Raw genomic sequence first — 19,801 nt, forward strand, 5'->3', positions numbered from 1 at the left:
CACAGCAAAGGGGACTTATCATGCATTTAACGTTGACTAATGCATTAAAATTGCCACAGATTAAGCAATGCCAAGTGGTGGCTGGCATTCAGGGGCTTAATAGAGAAATAGAATCCATCAATAGCTTTGATGCTCCTGATGTGCTTTCCTGGTTGAAGCCAAATGAATTGATTTTAACAACTGGATACTTATTTCAAGATAATCCACAACAATTAGAGCAATTCGTAATTGAGTTAGCAAATATGAATTGTTCAGGATTGGTCATCAAACTGGAGGAAATTCCACAAGCCACTATTAACATTGCCAATATGGTCAATTTGCCCATTCTTAAAATCCCCCCTGAGTTTTCGCTATCAGATATCATGTCTCCCCTACTTCGTGAAATTGTAACGAGACAGAATGAACAAAAAGAGTCGGGTAATAGAATCGAAGATATTTCAGGAGCTGGTCCAGAAAATTTAAGTTACGGGATTTCAGGAATGAAGGAGGTCAAATTCCATCAAATTACCGGGGGATACATATGCACTGTTTTACCTTTAACGCTGCAATGGAATCAAAGGAATGATTCCACTACTTATAAACAGCTTATCAAGACAATCGAAACATTAACCGAGCAATATAAAATTGATAACCTCATAAGGAATATTAAGGGCAGTCTAGTTATCATTTATCTGGATACTATCCCCCTAGGGAACCCCCAATTTCATTTAATAATCACCAAGATCAATCAACAAATTATCTCTACTTTATCTAAACACCTTCCAATGAAACTTACGCTGGGAGTCGGTAACTATCATACAGATATGAATAGCCTAACTAATAGCTTACAGGAGGCTTTACAATCCATTGATTTGGGAAAACGATTCTACCCAGGTAAGGATATTTACAGCTACAAAGAATTAATACCCTTTACAATTTTGCAATATGCTCCAAAAAATGTGTTACTGGATATTGTTACAAGTAATTTAGCACCCCTGGAGGAGCATGACGATGAGACTCAGTCTGATTTAATCAAAACCTTGGAGACATATTTGCAAAGCAATCTTCGTCCTGCTGAAACGGCCAGAAAAATGGGGGTACATCGAAACACTATCCATTTTCGAATTAAAAGCATAAAAAAACGGTTAGGAATGGACTTATGCAATGATAATCTGTTCACTTTAAAACTTGCCTTATATGCCAAACGTCTACTGGATAACCGATAAGAAACAGTCCATACCATATGAAAAACTGCCAGAGATAGCTAATCCCCTGGCAGTTCCCTCAAATCTACTTCGTTTACCTAGTCATCCAATAATAACTTCGCAGCTTTTATACTAAACTGCAATTTAAAAGCAAGATCCCTTGATTTTAAATCAATTCTTAATAATTCCTCAATTTTAGACAAACGGAACTTTACAGTATTTCGATGAACAAATAAAGCTCGTGCCGCATCTTCTATTCTCCCTCTTGAAGACAAATATGTTTCTAGCGTTTTTAATAACTCTCCCTCATTTTCCCTATCATATACAATAAGGGGTTGAATCATGGATAGTACGTATTGAGATATTGCCTCCTTGGGGATTTGATTAATTAAATCTTCAACTTCGATGCTTGCGTAATCATTGATATTAGTGGGGTTAACCCTCGAGCCAAGTTGAATGGCCTTTTTAGCTTCAATAAAGCCTTCTTTCATACTGTATATTTCTTTTTTAACCTTGCTTAATCCCATCGATAGTGAAGTGCTGGGATTATCTTCGGTTAAAAGCCCTTCTAAAAGGACGGCAATTCTTTCAGCCTGCAGAAGTAGGTGCTCATCAGTCACCATTCCTTTTCCTTGTAGGATAATCAATTGACCATCAAGGTCGATATTCCAATACTTAAAATCTACTATTTCAGAATGGTTTAATTTCTCCAACATTCTACCAATTGGCAAGAATGAATCTCCTGCTTCCTTCGTTTCATTTATTAAGAGCAGAATATATGGCCTATCGGGATTAAAGCCGAATTCCCGTAATTTTGGGATAAAAGATGAACTCCTACTTTCGCCTTTCAGGAGTGAATGAAAAATTTCAATACTTCCTTTTTCATTGTTTTTCACGTTCTCTTTATTAACAAGTTCATGTGTAAAGCTGAATAATAAATCGGATAAGGGCGTTTCATAAGGAATCTCCAGTAATGGGAGTTTGCACTTGTTCGCTTCTTCTACCATTCCAGGAGGAATCGTAGAAAGAAACCTCTTAATCTTTATAGCTAATCCAGCACTTCCTCTTTTCGACAATTCCCTAACAAGATTGATTTGTGCATCCAGATCATCTTTAAACACATAACCAGTTGTCAGTAGGAGTTCCCCTCGTTTAATCCATGATATATCCGGATGGTCCATTATACTTACGGAATTAATTACCCGAGCTAACCCTTGCTTACCTCCAATAACTTCCACTTGGTTTAGGGCAGGAAGCTTCAAAGCTTTTTCGACCGTTAGATACATATTTCTCCCCCTATTCTTCTTTATTATAAACTTGTCGAACTCGAAAGAATATTCATATTTTTCCAAAAAATAGTCTTGATTTAGCATTATGGCGGTGATAATATAAAAATATGTTAATTTTGTAAATAGCGTTTCGCAATAAGCAACATTAGAATCAAGCACATAAAGAAGTATTTACAAAATCACAAGGGAGGCGATTACATTAATTAACATAACCAGAAAAGCGCTTACTAAATAAAAGGGGGCAAACATGGAAAAATTGAGCAAAGTAAACACGCTATTGTTAGGTTTACAGCATGTTTGTGTAATGTATGGAGGAGCGGTAGCTGTTCCACTAATTGTCGGTCCTGCAATCGGCTTGACACAACAACAGATTATATACCTGATCTCATTTGATTTACTCGCCTGTGGAATAGTCACCTTGCTTCAAGTTATTGGCGGTAAAGGCTTTGGTATACGATTACCGGCTTTAATGGCTGTTTCTTTTATCGTGGTCGAGCCAGTAATAGCTATAGGATCGGTTCATAGTATAACCGGGGTTTTAGGCGCAGTTATGGTATCTGGAATAATTGTTGCTCTTTTGTCAGGAGTAATTGGGAAATTAATACCCTTTTTCCCACCAATTGTTGCAGGATCCGTCATATTAATTATTGGCGTGTCATTAATGCCAGTTGCCATGAAAAATGCAGCGGGTGGAGTCGGTTCCCCCACCTTTGGTGACCCTAAGAATCTAATGCTAGCTGGTTTTACACTAATGATTTTCCTTTTATTGAACACACTTACCAAAGGTTTCGTGAAAGCGGTTTCAGTTCTTTTTGCGATGGTTCTTGGTACAATATTGGCTGGGTTTTTAGGCATGGTCGATACCTCCGGCTTTATGGAGGCCAGCTGGTTTACAATGGTGACTCCTTTCTATTTTGGGGTACCCACCTTCGACCTTTCATCTATTATCACCATGACAATCATATCTTTAATCATAGCTGTTGAAAGCATAGGCGTCTTTTTGACACTCGGGGAAGTATGCGGGAAGGAAATTACCGAAAAAGAAGTGGAAAAGGGGCTCCGTGCAGAAGGAATAGGCAGCTTCATTAGTGGTATCTTTAACTCTTTTAACCATTCTACCTTCTCACAAAATGTGGGCTTGGTCCTGCTGACAAAGGTAACTCAGCGCTCGGTAGTAATCACGGCAGGTTGTATTCTAATCGTTCTGGCTTTTGTGCCTAAGGTTGCCGGTCTTACGACGATGATCCCTTTACCCGTTCTGGGTGGGGCCATGATACCAATGTTTGGAATGCTTCTATCTGCAGCTTTGGGGATGGTATCCAAAGCGGATTTAAGCAAACCTTCCAATCAATTGACGATTGCACTTGGGATGGGCGTCGGTCTAGCAGTCAAGGGAGTCCCGGAAGCCTTCGATAAATTCCCGGAAACCGTCCAATTAATATGTGGAAATGGAGTAGTGATGGGTACAATAACGCTAGTTGTATTAAATGCCATCCTGAATGGTAAAACAAATCCATCCATTACACACCATCATTCCATACCAGAAATTCAACCAAGTTTGAGCCAGAATATTAATATCCACCCTTAGAAAGTAGCGGACAAGGCAATTCTCTAAGGGCGGATAGTTGGCTAGATGCTCCAACACTTTTAATTATAACCTTATTCAGACAATTTTCAATCAAATTATACAAGCACCTTGCAACAGCCTATTTAATAGGCAAGCAAGGTGCTTTTTTTTACTCAATTTCAGGGCAAAGTCTGATGGCTTTTCGACTTTTTTTCGGTTGAAAAGATTCGGAACAACATTCCAAACTCTCTCGTGTGGAAAAATGACCAGCCATATTCCTTATCAATCTCTTATCTATCATTTTTACAAACACTCTCTATTCGCTTTAACTTTTCAGGATCTGTTCCAATGCTTGATCGAGATAATTGAATTTAAAGGCATACCCTTCCTTTATCAATCTTTCTGGCATGACCCAACGACTTTTTAAGATCAATTCAGTTTCGGTGCCCATAAAGAAGGCCCCCATTGCAAGCATCGGTGCCGGGCATGGCATTCCCACTTTTTTATTCATGGCGTTTCTCAGCTGCGCCATCAGTTCACGATTAGTGACTGGGTTAGGGGCGGAACAATTGAACACACCTTCCAGCCCTTCATTCTTTCGCAGAAAAAGAACAATGTTAAATAAGTCATCTATATGTATCCAACTGAATTTTTGGTTCCCTGAGCCTTGGTGGCCACCAAGACCGAATTTAACCAAATTTCTAAAAGGTGTCATCACGCCGCCATCGCCCAAAACAATGGCTATCCGCAAAGCAATTTGTCTCGTTTTGGGTAATTGGAAACCAAAGAATGATCCCTCCCATGACTTGGCTACTTCGACGGAGAATCCTGAACCGATTTCACCACTATCTTCTGTCATAGGTTTATCCTCAGCATGCCTGTATATCGTCGCCGTACTAGAGTTTATCCATAATGAAGGCGGATTATCACATTGCTCAATTGCAGAACCGAGCACTTCGGTCGTGTCCGTGCGGGACTCTAGAATTTCTTTCCTGTTCTTCTCATTGTAGCGGCAATTGACCGTTTTTCCGGCGAGATTGATCAGCATTTCCGAATGATTGATAGCTTCGCTCATTCCTTGTCTATCATCCCAGCCAATATGTGGCGTCTGCCGGGAAATGATCACGACCTCATATCCAAGATTCCTGAAATGTTGTTCAAAGTATTGACCGACAAAACCAGTCCCGCCTGCTAAAACCACTTTCTTTAGCATATACCCAACCTGCTTTCTTCTATAAGTTAATCGATGAAAATCTTATGTTATACCATATTGTGAAGTAATTCACATAATTATATCACATTATTACATTATATGGTAGCTAAAACTTTAGCCTTACATTTAGTGAACTTGTCCAAGCAAAAGTAAAGATTACACATAAATTGGTAATGTGGAAAATTATAAAACAAAAGGATGATTACATTGTCAAACAAGAAGCTAAGAAAAATCAGTACTAGCCCTGGTAATTCTGGAACTGATGAAAATTCCAGCCCAGAAAATAGCATTAGGGATGCCTTGAAAAAACTTCTGAATAATTTACTCAACGATAATACAAATAATTCAATCAAGAAACCTAAATCCATCAAGAAGGTTAAAAAAGGTTTAAAAAATAAGATGTAGTTTTTTTGAGTAAATGACATGGACTCCCTTTGGAAATCCTAAAGGGGTTCCATGTCAAAAACATGTAATAGGGGTAAAGGAGAAGTTTAGATGTATTTTCGAAGCTGGAAACCGAAAAAAGATAAAAAAAAATTAACGGAGCTTACGGTCAAGAATTTTCATGTTTCGCCTGATACAGTCGACGATATTTTGCATAAGTCACATAAAGTACTTGTAATATATAATGATAAAGGAAAAATAGTCGGATATCTTTGTTATAATCTTTATCTTTATAAAGTGGCTCATATAAATTATGTCGTCCTTGACCAGAAATATAGAGGAAAGGGAATTCTGCAATCCCTTTTACCTGAATTGGTCGCTTATGCGAGAAAACAAGGTATCCTTGTCGTATCCGGATTTGTAAACAAAAAAAATCCCCAAGCACTGCAGAAATTTAAAGACTATGGATTTATACCGATTTTAAATTATCATGATGATATTTTAATCCAATCACTCATTTAAACGTTATTGGATTACTGATGAATGAAATGGGTCCCTAAAATCAGTGGTTGAAAAATTTCAAACTCTTCGATTGGCCCTTCGTGCTAATAAAACAATAGCAAACCAATCAAGAGCATAAAACTGCTGATTCCCTTTTACTTTCCCCAAAGCCCCAGTTTGATTACTCACAATCCCTGCCACTAAGCATCACGTGGATATGGACTTGTTCAATTTCCACGTAACAAAAATACTTAATATGGATATTCCTTACACCTCCACTTACATTTAGCAACCCTTCTTTTGAGAAATTCCCAGTCTATAGACCATTCATTTCAAGCAGTGCCGAATAGCCTAAGATCGTTATTTGATAAACAAAAATGTTTCATGTCTGGGTAATGGTGGAAATGTATGATATAGGAGGGATAAGAAATGTTATCAAAAAAAACAGCAATCAGAATGCTCAGCACCGCTATTCTGACCGGTTCCCTTTTTGGTGCAGGTGCATCCGTTTCGACTGAACCGGTTCAAGCCGCTTCCACTCTGGAGGACTCCTCCAGCTTAGCGAAGACACACGCTATCACCACTTTACATGAAATCTACAATAAGGCCTTTTCAGGAGAAATGCCTTATACTTCCAGAGGCTTGAAAATTAAAGAAAATACTCAAAAAGATGTATACAATACATTCGGGTCTCCTCCAGAACCAGGAAATGCCGATGGAACCTTTGACTTTTTTCATGCAGAAATGGGACACCCGGGCTTCGCCTTCGCATATAGCGAAGACAAAACCATTTCCCAAATCAGATATTTTGGGACGAATGTAGAACGAGATCATAATCTAGGAAGCATCACTCCTAAAGTATTAGGTGAACAACTCGGCAGTGCCGACCAAATCCGTCATATTTCAAGCACCGATGAATTCAACTACATTTACGATACGGGTGTTTATGAACTGCAATTTATAGTTGGTGAAGATCAAACTGTAAATCATGTCAATTTACTGAAAGCTAAATGACTTTTGATAGGTGCAAAAGAATAGTGGTTTTAGGCTGTCGGATCTCGGCAGCCTTTTCTGCGAATTCGGAGATTTATCTGCGAAATTGATGAATTTATCCGCGAAATTCACGATTTATCGAATTTCGACAAAAACAAGGATCCGGCAAGACGATTTTTCATATGCAAAAATATGCTGCAATAGTTATTTAATCTATTTCAATGCGCGAAAATCCGTATAATTCACCAGGATTCATTTACACTAATGACATAAGTTATATTCATTGACTTTGTTCCTTTTCTTGTATAATATCACAGAGTATGAATCCCTATCAGATTACTAGGAGGTCTACCCCAATGAAAAAAATGGTTGCACTTTTATCGCTATTGTTAGCTTTCACGGTTGTACTTAGCGCTTGTGGTTCTAATACAAAAAACGAGGCAAACAATACCGACAATAAATCTTCTTCAAAAGAAAATTTATATGATAAAGTCAAAAAAGATGGCGTGTTAACGATCGGAACAGAAGGTACATATCCTCCTTTCACATTCCACGATGATTCAGACAAACTAACGGGCTTCGACGTTGAAATTTCTAAAGAAGTGGCAAAACGCCTTGGAGTGAAAGCTGAATTCAAGGAAACGCAATGGGACGGCCTGTTTGCAGGGTTGGATGCGAAACGTTTTGATATGATCGCAAACCAAGTCGGCATTAATGAAGACCGCCAAAAGAAATATGATTTCTCAGATGCCTATATTCAATCAGGTGCCGTACTGCTTGTTCACAAGGATAATAAAGATATTAAATCATTCCATGACTTAAAAGGTAAAACATCCGCACAATCCTTAACGAGCAACTACAATGATCTAGCTGAATCTCATGGAGCAAAAGTTACCGGCATCGAAGGGTTTTCCCAAAGTGTTCAGCTTATTGGTTCAAAACGGGTAGATGCCACGATCAATGACAAATTATCGTTCCTTGATTATAAAAAGCAGCATCCAGATGCACCAATTAAAGTGGCCGATGAGGAAGAAAACGGAGCTGCAAGTGGTTTAATGTTCAGAAAAGACAGCGGTAAATTAGTGGATGAAGTAAACAAAGCATTAAAAGCGATGAAAGACGATGGCACGTACGCTAAAATTTCAGATAAATGGTTTGGTGAAGATGTTTCTCCTAAGTAATATTTTCAACGACCCTGAGCGTATGAACCAGCTTGTTTCCATCGCTCAAACCTCCCTCTATCCTATGATAGAGGGAGCTATTAAAATTACGATTCCACTAACATTGATCACGTTCGTTCTTGGCCTTATTCTCGCTGTACTTACAGCATTGGCTAGATTATCTTCCATTAAAATATTTCAAATCATTGCCCGGGTATATGTATCAATCATTCGTGGGACACCATTACTTGTGCAATTGTTCATTATCTTTTATGGGCTTCCAAATCTAGGCGTTACCATCAGCCCTTTTATATCAGCTATCATCGGATTCTCATTAAGTGTTGGAGCATATGCTTCGGAAATTATTCGTGCTGCGATTTTATCGACACCAAAAGGGCAATGGGAGGCAGGCTATTCAATCGGAATGACATATACCCAAGCTTTGAAGCGCATCATTTTGCCGCAAGCCGCTCGTGTATCGATTCCCCCGCTTTCGAATACGTTCATCAGCCTTTTAAAGGATACATCGCTTGCATCACTGATACTCGTAGCGGAATTGTTCCGTAAAGCTCAAGAAATCGCTGCAAAAAACTATGAATTTCTGCTATTGTACATCGAAGCAGCTGCCCTATATTGGATTTTGTGTACGATTTTATCTTTCATTCAAGGAAGTATAGAGGACAGGCTTAATCGCTATGTAGCAAAATGAGAACCACAGCAGTTAAAGGAGATTTTAACATGATCAACATTAAGAATCTTCATAAATCGTTTGGTGACCTTGATGTATTAAGGGGCATCGATTTGGAAGTGAAGCAAGGGAAAGTCATTGTATTGATCGGTCCTTCGGGCTCAGGTAAAACAACCTTTCTTCGCTGTTTGAATCTCCTTGAAGTGCCTACGGATGGGACGATTGAAATCGATCAAACGATAATGGACTTCAGTAAACCGGTCAAAAAAAAATCGATTACTTCTTTCCGCAGTTTGACTGGGATGGTTTTTCAAAGCTATAATCTCTTCCCTCACAAAACGGCTCTGGAAAATGTAATGGAAGGTCCCATCATTGTAAAGAATATAGCGAAACATGAAGCGAAAGAAAAGGCGACTGCCCTGCTTACAAAGGTCGGCTTAGGAGAAAAAGTTGATTTTTACCCTTTCCAATTGTCCGGCGGACAGCAGCAGCGTGTCGGAATCGCAAGGGCCTTGGCCATGGAGCCGAAGGTCATGCTATTCGACGAACCCACCTCGGCTCTAGATCCTGAACTAGTAGGAGACGTGCTTCAGGTAATGAAAGACTTGGCAAAAGAAGAAGGCATGACAATGATCGTTGTTACACATGAAATGCGTTTCGCTCGTGAGGTTGCCGACGAGGTCATCTTCATGGATGAAGGAAAAATAATGGAACGAGGAACACCCGACCAAATTTTCACCAATCCGAAAGAGGCACGAACACGCAAATTCCTCAATATGATTCAATGATGCTCCCCCCATTTATAGAAATGGGGGGCTTTTGTCTAGCATAAATTCAATGAGATGCTTGGACCTCTTTAGTCTGTGTCCGTGCATGGAATATCTGAAAAAGAAGCACAGCAAAAACGGAAAGGATCGCACCTGCTATAAATGGCAAGCCTATCGAAATTGAAAATAACCAACCGCCTATTGGGGGCCCTGCAATTCTGCCGAATGAGTCGAAGGAAGAAAGCAATCCTGTAATACTGCCATGCCCCGTTGCAGAGCTTTTGGTAAGCAGAGCAGATATGGCCGGCCGGATGAACCCATTACCCGCTCCGAAAATCGTCAGGAAGAACGCTGATGTCCAAAAGCCAGAAGAAAATAGTATGAGAATGAAACCAACTGCGGATATGATGAGTCCCAATTGGATGACCATACCTTCCCCATATTTTTTTGTCAGCCTACCCACTAAACCACCTTGGACAATCGCACTTCCAAATCCCATGATCATGAAGATATATCCTAATTGTACAAGACTGATATCAGCCTTTTTAGCAGCAAAATAGGCAAAAGTCGTTTCAAGTCCTGCCATAGAAAACGTGACGATCAATTGGAGAGTGAACATGATCGTAAGAGGTCCTTTAAAGGCTTTCCACATGGACTCTTTATTTTTAGATATATGAGCTCTTTTTTCAACTGAATGTGATTCTTTCAGTAGGACCATCACTAGCAGCAAGGTGATTAATGAGGAAATAGCCGCTATGTAAAACGGTAGATTCAAACTTATTTTGGAGAATATCCCGCCAATTGCCGGCCCAAAGATGAACCCCAGCCCTGTAGCGGCCCCGAGAATTCCCATCCCCTTTCCCCTATCTTCCGGCGACGTGATATCAGCTACATATGCCATTGCAGTTGGCATGTTTGCAGATGACAGAACCCCGCCAACAATCCTGGCTACAAATAATACCCATAAAGAATCTGCTAGAGCCATGATGAAAAACGATAGGGCGAGTCCCGCAATCCCGATCATCATGACAGGTTTACGTCCTACCCTGTCCGAGATTCGGCCCCATAATGGTGCAAAAAAAAGTTGCATTAACGAATATACAGCCATTAATAGACCTAGCTGCGTCGGACTGCCACCAACCTTTTCAGCTAGAAACGGAATAACGGGAATGATGATCCCAAATCCGACCATGACCAAAAACATCACCAAAAAAAGAACGGGTAACACTTTTTTTGTTTCCATTATATTTTCTCCTTTATCTTTCACATTCACTGCATACTTTTATTTATATAATTTTAAAACTTAGCATTATCTTCCAAACGATACTTTAAACAGTTTATCATACAACCTTTCCTAAATCAGTATGGAGGAAGACCTTCCTTCTCCAAAAGAAACGATATATAACTGTGCTTTCGCCTTATTTTTTGCTATAGGGTACACTATACTTAAGGATAAGAGCGATGTTAGGGAGGCGGAACAATGTCTAATGATCAGTGGATTCTAGTTATTGACGATGAAGAAGATTTGGCACGTCTCATGGAGACAGTTTTACATAAAGAAGGTATTTCGAATATTGTTACGGCTGGGACAATTGCAGATGGTTGGGCAAAGTTTCAGGAGTTCCATCCATCACTAGTTTTGCTGGATATTATGCTGCCTGATGGAGAAGGCTTTGATTTATGCAAACAAATTCGTGAAGTGTCGAATGTGCCCATTTTATTTTTGTCGGCAAAGGATGAGGAAATCGACAAGCTTTTAGGGTTGGCTATTGGCGGCGATGATTATATTACCAAGCCGTTCAGTCCGAAGGAGGTTGCCTACCGGGTGAAGGCACATCTGAGACGAGCTGGTTTTTCAGAGGAAAAACACGTCCCGAAAAATTTGTTGATTGATCCGTTTGAGCTTAGTGCAAATGAAACCGAATTGAAGAAGGATGGCAAATCAATTCAGCTCACCGCAAAAGAAATCGGACTGATGAGCTGTTTCATGCATCATCCGAATCAGATTTTAAGCAAGGAAACTTTATTTGAACACGTATGGGGCGATGAATTTTTTGGCTCTGATAATACAGTGATGGTCCATATTCGCCGCCTACGCGAAAAAATCGAGGCAGACCCCTCAAAGCCAGCTTTTATAATAACCGTAAAGGGACTTGGGTATAAATTGCATACCAAGGGCAAACAAAGATGAAGTGGAAATTGACAGGCCGCTTTTTAGGATCCGTTGTGACAATCGTAGTGATCGTGGGGATTGTGAATACAATTTTACTTATAAGCCTACTCTTTGTTCATTTCGACACAGAAGAAGAATCTGCGGAAAATTTCAGCAGACAATTTTCACAATTTGTAGACCTCAAAGATAACAAACCAAAGGTAAATGAAGAAGGACGAGAAAGTCTGCGGAACAATAACGCCTGGATACAATTTTTGAATGATAAGGGGCAGCAAGTTGCAGCCTATTACACACCTCAACAATTGCAAACCGTATATTCCCCTGCTGAAATCGTCCAAATGTATAAGTATAAGGAAGTTGATTCAGAGACGACTGTTTTTGTCGGTGAAGCCCACAATTACAGCTATTTCATCGGAGTTAAAGACCGAGGAATAGGCCGCTATGTATTGTCCTATAATTATGATAGCATTTTAAAGTACATCAACATCCTCCTTTTACTATTTCTAACCATTGATATCATGATTGCATTAGTCATTGGTTTCTTATTTGGAAAAAAATTAACGAGTCCGCTCCACATCTTAATAGAAGGAATACAGCAGCTTAGGGATAGGCGCTTTAAAAAGATGAGCATACCAAAGGGCGTTTATGAAGATGTATTTCGCAATATGAATGAACTATCAGTAAAGTTAGATCAGTATGAAAAAGAACGTAATCAACTCGACAAAATGCGTGAAGAATGGATCAGCAACGTTTCACATGATATGAAGACACCACTTTCTTCCATACTTGGGTATACAGAATTGATGAGAGAAAGCGCCGCAGATTTAACGCCGCAAGAACTGGATGTGTATACATCCATTATTAATAGACAGTCCATTTATATGAAGGATTTGTTAGATGATCTCAATCTAACGATGCGCCTGCGAAATCAACGACTACCTATGCAATTTGAAGATATCGATATCGTTGGATTCATACGCGAAATGACAATTGAATTGTTAAATGATTCATCAATTGGTGATCGACAGATTGAATTCGCGGCAAATGTGGATAAGGCCACACATCAAGTGGATAAAAAACTAATGAAACGAGCAATTTTCAATCTAATCTACAATGCGCTCGTACATAATGATGAAAATGTCGTCGTGAAAATACAAATTGATGCCATTCATCAACAATCAGACACTTCTACCCAAATTACCATTACCGATAATGGCCGCGGCATTCCCGCCAAAGATTTAGCACAAGTTTTTGAACGCTACTATCGAGGTACGAATACCGCCAACACACAAGGAACAGGCTTAGGAATGGCCATTGCAAGGGATATTATTCTGGCCCATAAAGGTAAACTGGATTTGACTAGCATTGAAAATAAGGGAACGACCATTACGATACTTTTATAAATATTTTTCTTACAAAGAAAGGCTGTCCACAACTTATGAACAGCCCTTCTTTCCTATTTAAGTTTTTCTTGAGCCTTCTTTGGGATTTCCTCGAATTTCACTTCATCATAGGAAGATACTTGATCTTTATCCTTCACGTATACTTTCAAATAGGCATCTTGCCGCAGATTTTTTTGTGCCGTGAAATCAAGCCGCTTTGTTTCACCATCCGCATTTGTGGCATCCAGTTTATATGAATAAGAAGTCATCACCGAACCATCATCAAGTTTGTGTTCATGCTGTGTTCCATCCTCCGTAATTTGCAAATAATAATAATCGGCATTCATGCGGTTAAAGTCTATTTTAGTAAGAGCGAAGACTCCTGCCGCTCCCAGTATAAACAAAATTCCAACTACCATAAGAAATTTCTTCATCTCGATCACCCTTCCGTTTTATTATTTTGTGTGATAATACAATTGTAAGAAGCTACCGTTAAGATATAATACAGACCGTAGATCACCGTATAAGCCACCATCCAGATCAGCACAGGTTTCGCCAGGTCCATCATCAATAAACCAGAAAATGCTTTTAAAGCGACAACACTGTGGCATAATCCTGCTGCCAAAGGTACGAAGAAAATGACAACCACTTGTGAGGCAATAGATTTTCGCATTTCTTTAGAGCTGACGCCCATCTTGTGAAGCATATTGTATTGTGATTTATCTTCCTCTGCTTCAGTCAAAACTTTAAAGTAAATGATGCTTCCTGTCGCAGCTAAAAAGACGAGACCAAGGAAGCTCCCGATAAAGAGCAGTGACCCTACGCTTTCGAGGGCCAGTTGAAAGTCTTGCGGCGCACTGGAAAATAGCCCTTTTTCAGGTATCTCCTTTGCCATTTCCCCGGATAAATCAACAGATGCCTTATCCACACCAATGACACGAAATGTTAGCGACTCCCAATCCTTTTGCAATGCTTCAAATGTATGATTGGATACGACAACCGTGATGCCTGCTGTCCCCGCATTTAAAACGGTTTGTGTCTTAACGTCTTGAAATGTGAGTGCCGTATTGTTTTTTGTCGTGATCGTCTTTCCCTTGTAGTCTGGAGAGAACCTTTCGTCATAGCCTACATCGAGAATGACAGCATGATCCTCCTTCAAACGCAGCACTTCCTTGTTTTGTATGGCCGCTAATTTGTTATATGTTTTTTCGTCGATAACCGTGTAAATTCTCTTGCCTGAACCATCCAAGTCATTTAATTCTTTCGCATTAAAGGTGACAGACAGTGCTTCAATCGCTTCATCATACTTTGTTTCCGGCAAAATGGCGCTGACTTTTTTGTCGTATTTCGCATCCGTTTGCCGATACATGAACGTATTGGGATCAGCGGTCAAAACCTGATCGTTTGTGTTGTAATAAAGACCATAAACCGCACCGCCGGCCGTTACCGTCGTAGCACTTAACACCGCAATGACGGTCAATGTACGTGCATTGCCCCGAATGCGATAGAGCAGTTGGGAAATCGTCATCAAATGCAGACCTTTCCATAGCCATTTTTCATTTTTCTTAATTAGTGCCAACACAAAGCCTGTCACACTATGAAACAATAAAAACGTACCGACAATAACTGTTGTCAAGATGATGAGCGCCGTCATTAAAAAGCCGACTTTCTCCCACACTTTAGAAGTGAATAGATCTTGCATCGCCAACCAATAACCGATGACAATCAGCATGATTCCAAGAATGGCTACACCCTTCGATGGCTTCGGGACCGCCTCGCCTTTTTTAGAAGCGTGGAATAAATCAATTAGTTTAAATTGATAAATTAAACGATAGCCCTGAAATGATGTCACCAAGAAAATAATAAGAAATACGGTCGAGGTGTTCAAAGCTGCAGTTCCGGAAAATGTAAATGGCGATATGACATCATAACCCATCAAATAAATCAAAATCGTCATGAATCCTTTTGAACATAGGAATCCAAGTAAAATCCCTACAACTAATGAAACCAAGCCTAGCAATAAGTTTTCAAAAAAGAGCATAAAACCAATTTGACGATTACGTACGCCGAGCAATGCATATAATGCGACTTCCTTTTTACGTTTTTTCATAAAGAATGAATTTGAATAGGCAATGAAAATGGCAACGAAGAAAATCAGGATGACTGCCGCTCCACTCATTAATGAATCTAATTTTTGTGATGAAGCCGTTCGTTCTGCAACGGTGTCGCTATATTTTAAGGTTACGAATGTGAAGTAGATGATAATGCTAAAAACCATCGATGCAATATATAAAAAATATTGGGAGAGGTTTCGGGCAATATTCTTCCTCGCCAGACTAAATAACGTCATCTACCTCACCTCCAATAGTTGCAAGGACATCCATGATTTCTTGGAAGAAAGCTTTACGCGTTAGGTCACCACGGTGAATTTCCTTGGAAAGTGTACCATCCTTGATAAAAATGATGCGATTGCAGAAGCTTGCCGCATATGCATCATGTGTCACCAGCATGATGGTCGAGTGATTATTCTCATTTAGTTCACTTAAGCTTTCCAGTAAATCCGTCGCTGATTTCGAATCGAGTGCCCCTGTTGGTTCATCAGCCAAGATCAGTGCAGGCTCAGTCACAAGTGCCCTTGCTGCGGCTGTCCGCTGTTTCTGTCCACCGGAGATTTGGTAAGGATATTTAGCTAGTAAATCTTCAATGCCAAATACTTTAGCAATGCGCATCACCGAGATATTGATTTGTTTTGCTGGAATTTTTGCAATCGCCATTGGCAACAAAATATTTTCCTTCACGGTCAATGAATCGAGTAAATTGTAATCTTGAAAGATGAACCCAAGATTGTTGCGCCTGAAATCCGTTAAATCCACTCCCCTCATATCGTGAATGCTCACATCTCTCATATAAATCTTGCCTTCAGTCGGTGAATCAATCGTTGCCAGCATATTAAGCAAAGTCGATTTCCCCGCTCCAGAAGGCCCCATGATTCCCACGAACTCTCCTTCATGAATCTCAAAAGATATATTCTCCAACGCAGTGTAAGCAGCACTTGATTTCCCATATATCTTTTTGATATTTTCCACTTTTAGTAATGGTTTCATTTGTTTCACCTCTTAGTGTTGTTACTTATACTATAAAGGCTCATCCTTACAGCACATTTATGCCAACCTTACAACAAGCTTACATCCATAAAAAAACGCCTTCCATTGTATGGAAGGCGTTTTTTTTAAAGGTTAACTTTGCTTCAATAGCTTTCGGTCGATTACAAAATTCCCAAACGGAATAAATGAAACGATGAAAATCAGCGCCATTTTAATAAAGGACCATCTTGATTGAATGCTAACATAAAGCAGTAAAAGGCCGAACACGACGAACAAGAAACCATGAATGCTGCCTAAAATGAGCGTCGCTTCCCCGATATTTAATATGTACTTTATCGGCATTCCAACAGCCAGTAAGAGAACATATGAAATTCCCTCAATTATTGTTATGAACCTAAACCATCCAAAAGCTGTAGAAAACATTCACTCATCCCCTTATTCAATGTACAAGTACGATTGTTACCCAAAATATGTTACTTTATCATATTATATTACCGGACGAACCACCAATAAATAGTTCCAATAAGATGCTTGCTAAAATTATTGTGCAAAAAGCCCAATCGGAGGATTGGGCCCGCAACACTTAACATTATCTCATTTTTCATTGCTCAATTTTGGAACCAATTCGCTCCTTCATCCATATGCACGAAGGGAATATCCGTATCGATTACACCCCTGATCCGATCCAGCTTAAGTTCTTCTCCTTCAAGCCACTTCGCAAAATCGATTATGGTGGGCTCCTGATTGCCCCCTAAAGCAATCCAAGTTTTCAATTCCTTCGGCAAGTAAGCGGATGTATGAATCGTGCCCGCCCAGCTGCTATATAAATCCGAAAAGACACCTTGGTTGGTGTCATTGAACAGGCGATAGGCCTCGTAGGCAGACGAAAGGCTCCCTTCTTGCTCTTGAATGATTCCCAATCGGCGTTTGGAATCTATCAGATGGTGGCGATTTTCATTTTTCATGATTTCAAAGTGATTGGTACAGGCACTTGCCGTGCGCACCTCCACATTTCTCGGAGATGTTTCCACAATATATGTACGGCCGCTTTGATCATAGACGACGTAGGTGAAAGAATGACGATGGGGAATTTCCTTCAACATCGTGACCGCATCCTCTACGTTCGCACATGATTCAACAATCAGCCTGCCAATCATGCAACAAATGAAGCCATCTCCAGGATTCTTTCGATTCATGAAGTTATATCCAATCACCAAGCCCTTTTCATTCATCGCATCCATCCTTCCAGTCCCCCGCTGGCTCGGTCCAATGCTTGAATATCCTTGATCGGTTGGCTGGAAAAGCACATAACGTCCTTCATATGTCTTTGGATGGTAATCATAATTGCGAATCAGAAAATTGTCACCTGTCATGATCGAGCATCCAGACCGAACATAATCCAATCGGTACCCTCCGAATTCTTGGAGTACACGCTCAATTGGCCATTTCAGCGCTTCCTGCATCCCAAGCAATTCCTCCCATACGCCAGGGGCAAACTGTGAAATCGCCCGCTTGACCTCACCTTCCTCAACCGTAAAACGCGGCTGCCTGATCTTCCATTGATCTTCACGATTCTTAACCGTTAATGAATCCTTAAACTCCTCACCCTGCATGTATCCAAACTCATAATGTGTTCCCCTGAATTGTATGATATCACTATATATTTGCTTCACGCCTTATCCCTCATTTACAGTAGATGCTATTCAAATTAAGAATACTTGATGTATGGTTGAAAATAAAGAAGATACGCCTTTACATTTATGTAACAATGAAGCAAAACGGAAGTCATGTTTGTACATTTACCTGCCTATTTAGAAAATTTTTATGATCATGGACCATCTCGTTATTTGTAGGAGATGCAAACGAATGATTTTGCTACTCACATCGCTTTCACTTCCCCAGCAAAAGGTTCCATTCAGTCCAAGTGCCGTTAGGTGTCCTAATACAACCGAATTCCAGATACATTCACTGTTTTGAAAGCTCGTCTTTTTTAAATAAGAGAAAACTTTTTTCCTCCGTCATGCGTCTATCTATTGAAACAAAAAATTAAGAGGAGGAATGAACATGATAAAAAGTTTAGTAACAGGAATAGGTATCTTCACTATGGCTGGTGGGATTACGGTAAGTGGACTAGGAGATTTCATGCCAAATCAAGCGACATCGTTTCAAAGTGAAAATAAAGAAGAATCAAGCTACTATGGGTATCAGAACTTAAAATCTTTAGCGCTTGCTTGGTATGATAACGGATATACGAATCTTGACAACCCTAAGAACATTCCCGTAGACAAAGTGAATGGGCTGCCTATTGGTCTTTCCAAGGATGACTATGTTACGTTTGTAGTGGAGAAATATGGCGAAAAAGCAGGGAATTCCGCTTCACAAGTTACCTTTTTAGAAAATGACCAAGAAAGCTCAAAGTATTATGGCTATAAAGATTTAAAATCCTTAGCGCTTGCTTGGTATGATAATGGATATACGAATCTTGACAACCCTAAGAACATTCCCGTAGACAAAGTAAATGGGCTGCCTATTGGCCTTTCCAAGGATGACTATGTTACGTTTGTAGTGGAGAAATATGGCGAAAAAACAGGGAATTCCGCTTCACAAGTTACCTTTCTAACAAATGATGTAGAAAGTAACAAAGAAAGCTCAAAGTATTATGGCTATAAAGATTTAAAATCCTTAGCACTTGCTTGGTATGATAACGGATATACGAATCTTGATAACCCTAAGAACATTCCCGTAGACAAAGTTAATGGGCTGCCTATTGGTCTTTCCAAAGATGACTATGTTACGTTTGTAGTGGAGAAATATGGCGAAAAAGCAGGGAATTCCGCTTCACAAGTTACTTTTCTAAAAAATTGATTTACTGAGTTTATTTTTCTTATCTAAATTAGTTTTAGTATGAAACCCCACTTCGAAAAAAGCCTCCTAAAAACCCCCTTGCGTCGTATTAATCATACAGACGACGCAAGGGGTTGTTTTATTAGAGAATTTTGCACTATTTTAATTCGTCAATGCCATATTTAACTTTAATACGCTCACTTTCGCTGATGTTCTGAAATAAAGTTCAGTCAAAAATAACTAACAAACTAGCATTTCACTATAAATATCTACGAAAAATAGAATTTTTCTACGAATATTGCTCTTTTATCTACGAAAAACAGAATTTATCTACGAATATTGCTCTTTTATCTACGAAATATAGAATTTATCTACGAATATTGCTCTTTTATCTGCGAAAAACTGAATTTATCTACGAAACTTGCTCTTTTATCTACGAAAAACTGAATTTATCTACGAATATTGCTCTTTTATCTGCGAAAAATAGAATTTATCTACGAATATTGCTCTTTTTTCTACGAAATATAGAATTTATCTACGAATATTGCTCTT

19 protein-coding genes are annotated in these 19,801 nt (G+C 39.5%); 11 read left to right on the forward strand and 8 right to left on the reverse strand.

Annotated elements, in window-relative coordinates; translation table 11 throughout:
- Positions 1 to 20: 20 nt before the first annotated feature.
- Positions 21 to 1,205, forward strand: coding sequence for a PucR family transcriptional regulator (locus ASU00_RS16435; protein WP_057914562.1), 1,185 nt, complete (start codon positions 21 to 23; stop codon positions 1,203 to 1,205).
- A gap of 77 nt (positions 1,206 to 1,282) precedes the next feature.
- Here ASU00_RS16435 and ASU00_RS16440 read toward each other — a convergent pair whose 3' ends face one another.
- Entirely contained in the window at positions 1,283 to 2,536 is a 1,254-nt protein-coding gene (locus ASU00_RS16440; protein ID WP_161809749.1) for a PucR family transcriptional regulator, read from the reverse strand.
- Between the two features lie 184 nt (positions 2,537 to 2,720).
- On the opposite strand from ASU00_RS16440, the gene ASU00_RS16445 reads away from it, so the two are divergent.
- Positions 2,721 to 4,061: a nucleobase:cation symporter-2 family protein gene (locus tag ASU00_RS16445; RefSeq protein ID WP_057914564.1), complete on the forward strand. Its 1,341-nt coding sequence runs from the start codon at positions 2,721 to 2,723 to the stop codon at positions 4,059 to 4,061.
- A gap of 304 nt (positions 4,062 to 4,365) precedes the next feature.
- Here ASU00_RS16445 and ASU00_RS16450 read toward each other — a convergent pair whose 3' ends face one another.
- Positions 4,366 to 5,253: a TIGR01777 family oxidoreductase gene (locus ASU00_RS16450; RefSeq protein ID WP_057914565.1), complete on the reverse strand. Its 888-nt coding sequence runs from the start codon at positions 5,251 to 5,253 to the stop codon at positions 4,366 to 4,368.
- A 207-nt stretch (positions 5,254 to 5,460) separates the two neighbouring features.
- On the opposite strand from ASU00_RS16450, the gene ASU00_RS16455 reads away from it, so the two are divergent.
- From ASU00_RS16455 to ASU00_RS16480, 6 genes are all read left to right on the forward strand, one after another.
- Positions 5,461 to 5,658, forward strand: coding sequence for a hypothetical protein (locus tag ASU00_RS16455; RefSeq protein WP_057914566.1), 198 nt, complete (start codon positions 5,461 to 5,463; stop codon positions 5,656 to 5,658).
- Positions 5,659 to 5,748: 90 nt separating this feature from the next.
- On the forward strand, positions 5,749 to 6,159 hold the full coding sequence (locus tag ASU00_RS16460; protein WP_057914567.1) for a GNAT family N-acetyltransferase: 411 nt from the start codon (positions 5,749 to 5,751) through the stop codon (positions 6,157 to 6,159).
- 408 nt (positions 6,160 to 6,567) lie between these two features.
- Positions 6,568 to 7,152 carry a YjgB family protein gene (locus ASU00_RS16465; RefSeq protein WP_057914568.1) on the forward strand — a complete coding sequence of 195 codons (585 nt, stop codon included), beginning with the start codon at positions 6,568 to 6,570 and terminating at the stop codon, positions 7,150 to 7,152.
- A 335-nt stretch (positions 7,153 to 7,487) separates the two neighbouring features.
- Positions 7,488 to 8,312, forward strand: coding sequence for an amino acid ABC transporter substrate-binding protein (locus ASU00_RS16470; RefSeq protein ID WP_057914569.1), 825 nt, complete (start codon positions 7,488 to 7,490; stop codon positions 8,310 to 8,312).
- Complete coding sequence (locus ASU00_RS16475; protein WP_057914570.1) at positions 8,296 to 9,000, forward strand: amino acid ABC transporter permease; 705 nt, start codon at positions 8,296 to 8,298, stop codon at positions 8,998 to 9,000. Before ASU00_RS16470 ends, ASU00_RS16475 begins: the two co-directional genes overlap by 17 nt.
- Positions 9,001 to 9,029: 29 nt before the next feature.
- Positions 9,030 to 9,767 (forward strand): amino acid ABC transporter ATP-binding protein, encoded by a 738-nt coding sequence (locus tag ASU00_RS16480; protein ID WP_057914571.1) that lies wholly within the window; start codon positions 9,030 to 9,032, stop codon positions 9,765 to 9,767.
- Between the two features lie 46 nt (positions 9,768 to 9,813).
- Here ASU00_RS16480 and ASU00_RS16485 read toward each other — a convergent pair whose 3' ends face one another.
- Positions 9,814 to 10,989, reverse strand: a complete 1,176-nt coding sequence (locus ASU00_RS16485) for an MFS transporter (RefSeq protein WP_057914572.1) — start codon at positions 10,987 to 10,989, stop codon at positions 9,814 to 9,816.
- Positions 10,990 to 11,226: 237 nt separating this feature from the next.
- Here ASU00_RS16485 and ASU00_RS16490 point away from each other — a divergent pair, with 237 nt between their 5' ends.
- Together ASU00_RS16490 and ASU00_RS16495 are read left to right on the forward strand one after the other, a co-directional pair.
- Positions 11,227 to 11,937: a response regulator transcription factor gene (locus tag ASU00_RS16490; protein ID WP_057914573.1), complete on the forward strand. Its 711-nt coding sequence runs from the start codon at positions 11,227 to 11,229 to the stop codon at positions 11,935 to 11,937.
- A complete protein-coding gene (locus ASU00_RS16495) occupies positions 11,934 to 13,322 on the forward strand; it encodes a sensor histidine kinase (RefSeq protein WP_057914574.1) in 1,389 nt (462 codons plus the stop codon). Before ASU00_RS16490 ends, ASU00_RS16495 begins: the two co-directional genes overlap by 4 nt.
- 53 nt (positions 13,323 to 13,375) lie before the next feature.
- On the opposite strand, the gene ASU00_RS16500 is transcribed toward ASU00_RS16495, so the two are convergent.
- From ASU00_RS16500 to ASU00_RS16520, 5 genes are all read right to left on the reverse strand, one after another.
- Positions 13,376 to 13,735: a YxeA family protein gene (locus ASU00_RS16500; protein WP_057914575.1), complete on the reverse strand. Its 360-nt coding sequence runs from the start codon at positions 13,733 to 13,735 to the stop codon at positions 13,376 to 13,378.
- A 5-nt stretch (positions 13,736 to 13,740) separates the two neighbouring features.
- Positions 13,741 to 15,651, reverse strand: a complete 1,911-nt coding sequence (locus tag ASU00_RS16505) for an ABC transporter permease (RefSeq protein WP_057914576.1) — start codon at positions 15,649 to 15,651, stop codon at positions 13,741 to 13,743.
- Positions 15,638 to 16,405 (reverse strand): ABC transporter ATP-binding protein, encoded by a 768-nt coding sequence (locus ASU00_RS16510; protein ID WP_057914577.1) that lies wholly within the window; start codon positions 16,403 to 16,405, stop codon positions 15,638 to 15,640. The genes ASU00_RS16505 and ASU00_RS16510 overlap by 14 nt, the downstream gene beginning before the upstream one ends.
- Before the next feature lie 132 nt (positions 16,406 to 16,537).
- Positions 16,538 to 16,828 (reverse strand): DUF3817 domain-containing protein, encoded by a 291-nt coding sequence (locus ASU00_RS16515; RefSeq protein ID WP_057914578.1) that lies wholly within the window; start codon positions 16,826 to 16,828, stop codon positions 16,538 to 16,540.
- Between the two features lie 185 nt (positions 16,829 to 17,013).
- The gene (locus ASU00_RS16520; protein ID WP_057914579.1) at positions 17,014 to 18,078 is read right to left on the reverse strand and encodes a C45 family autoproteolytic acyltransferase/hydolase; all 1,065 of its coding nucleotides are present in this window, start codon (positions 18,076 to 18,078) and stop codon (positions 17,014 to 17,016) included.
- A 391-nt stretch (positions 18,079 to 18,469) separates the two neighbouring features.
- Between ASU00_RS16520 and ASU00_RS16525 the strand changes: the two genes are divergently transcribed.
- Positions 18,470 to 19,270, forward strand: coding sequence for a hypothetical protein (locus ASU00_RS16525; RefSeq protein ID WP_057914580.1), 801 nt, complete (start codon positions 18,470 to 18,472; stop codon positions 19,268 to 19,270).
- The last annotated feature ends 531 nt before the right edge of the window (positions 19,271 to 19,801 follow it).

The sequence above is a fragment of the Peribacillus muralis genome (assembly GCF_001439925.1).
Taxonomy (GTDB): domain Bacteria; phylum Bacillota; class Bacilli; order Bacillales; family DSM-1321; genus Peribacillus; species Peribacillus muralis.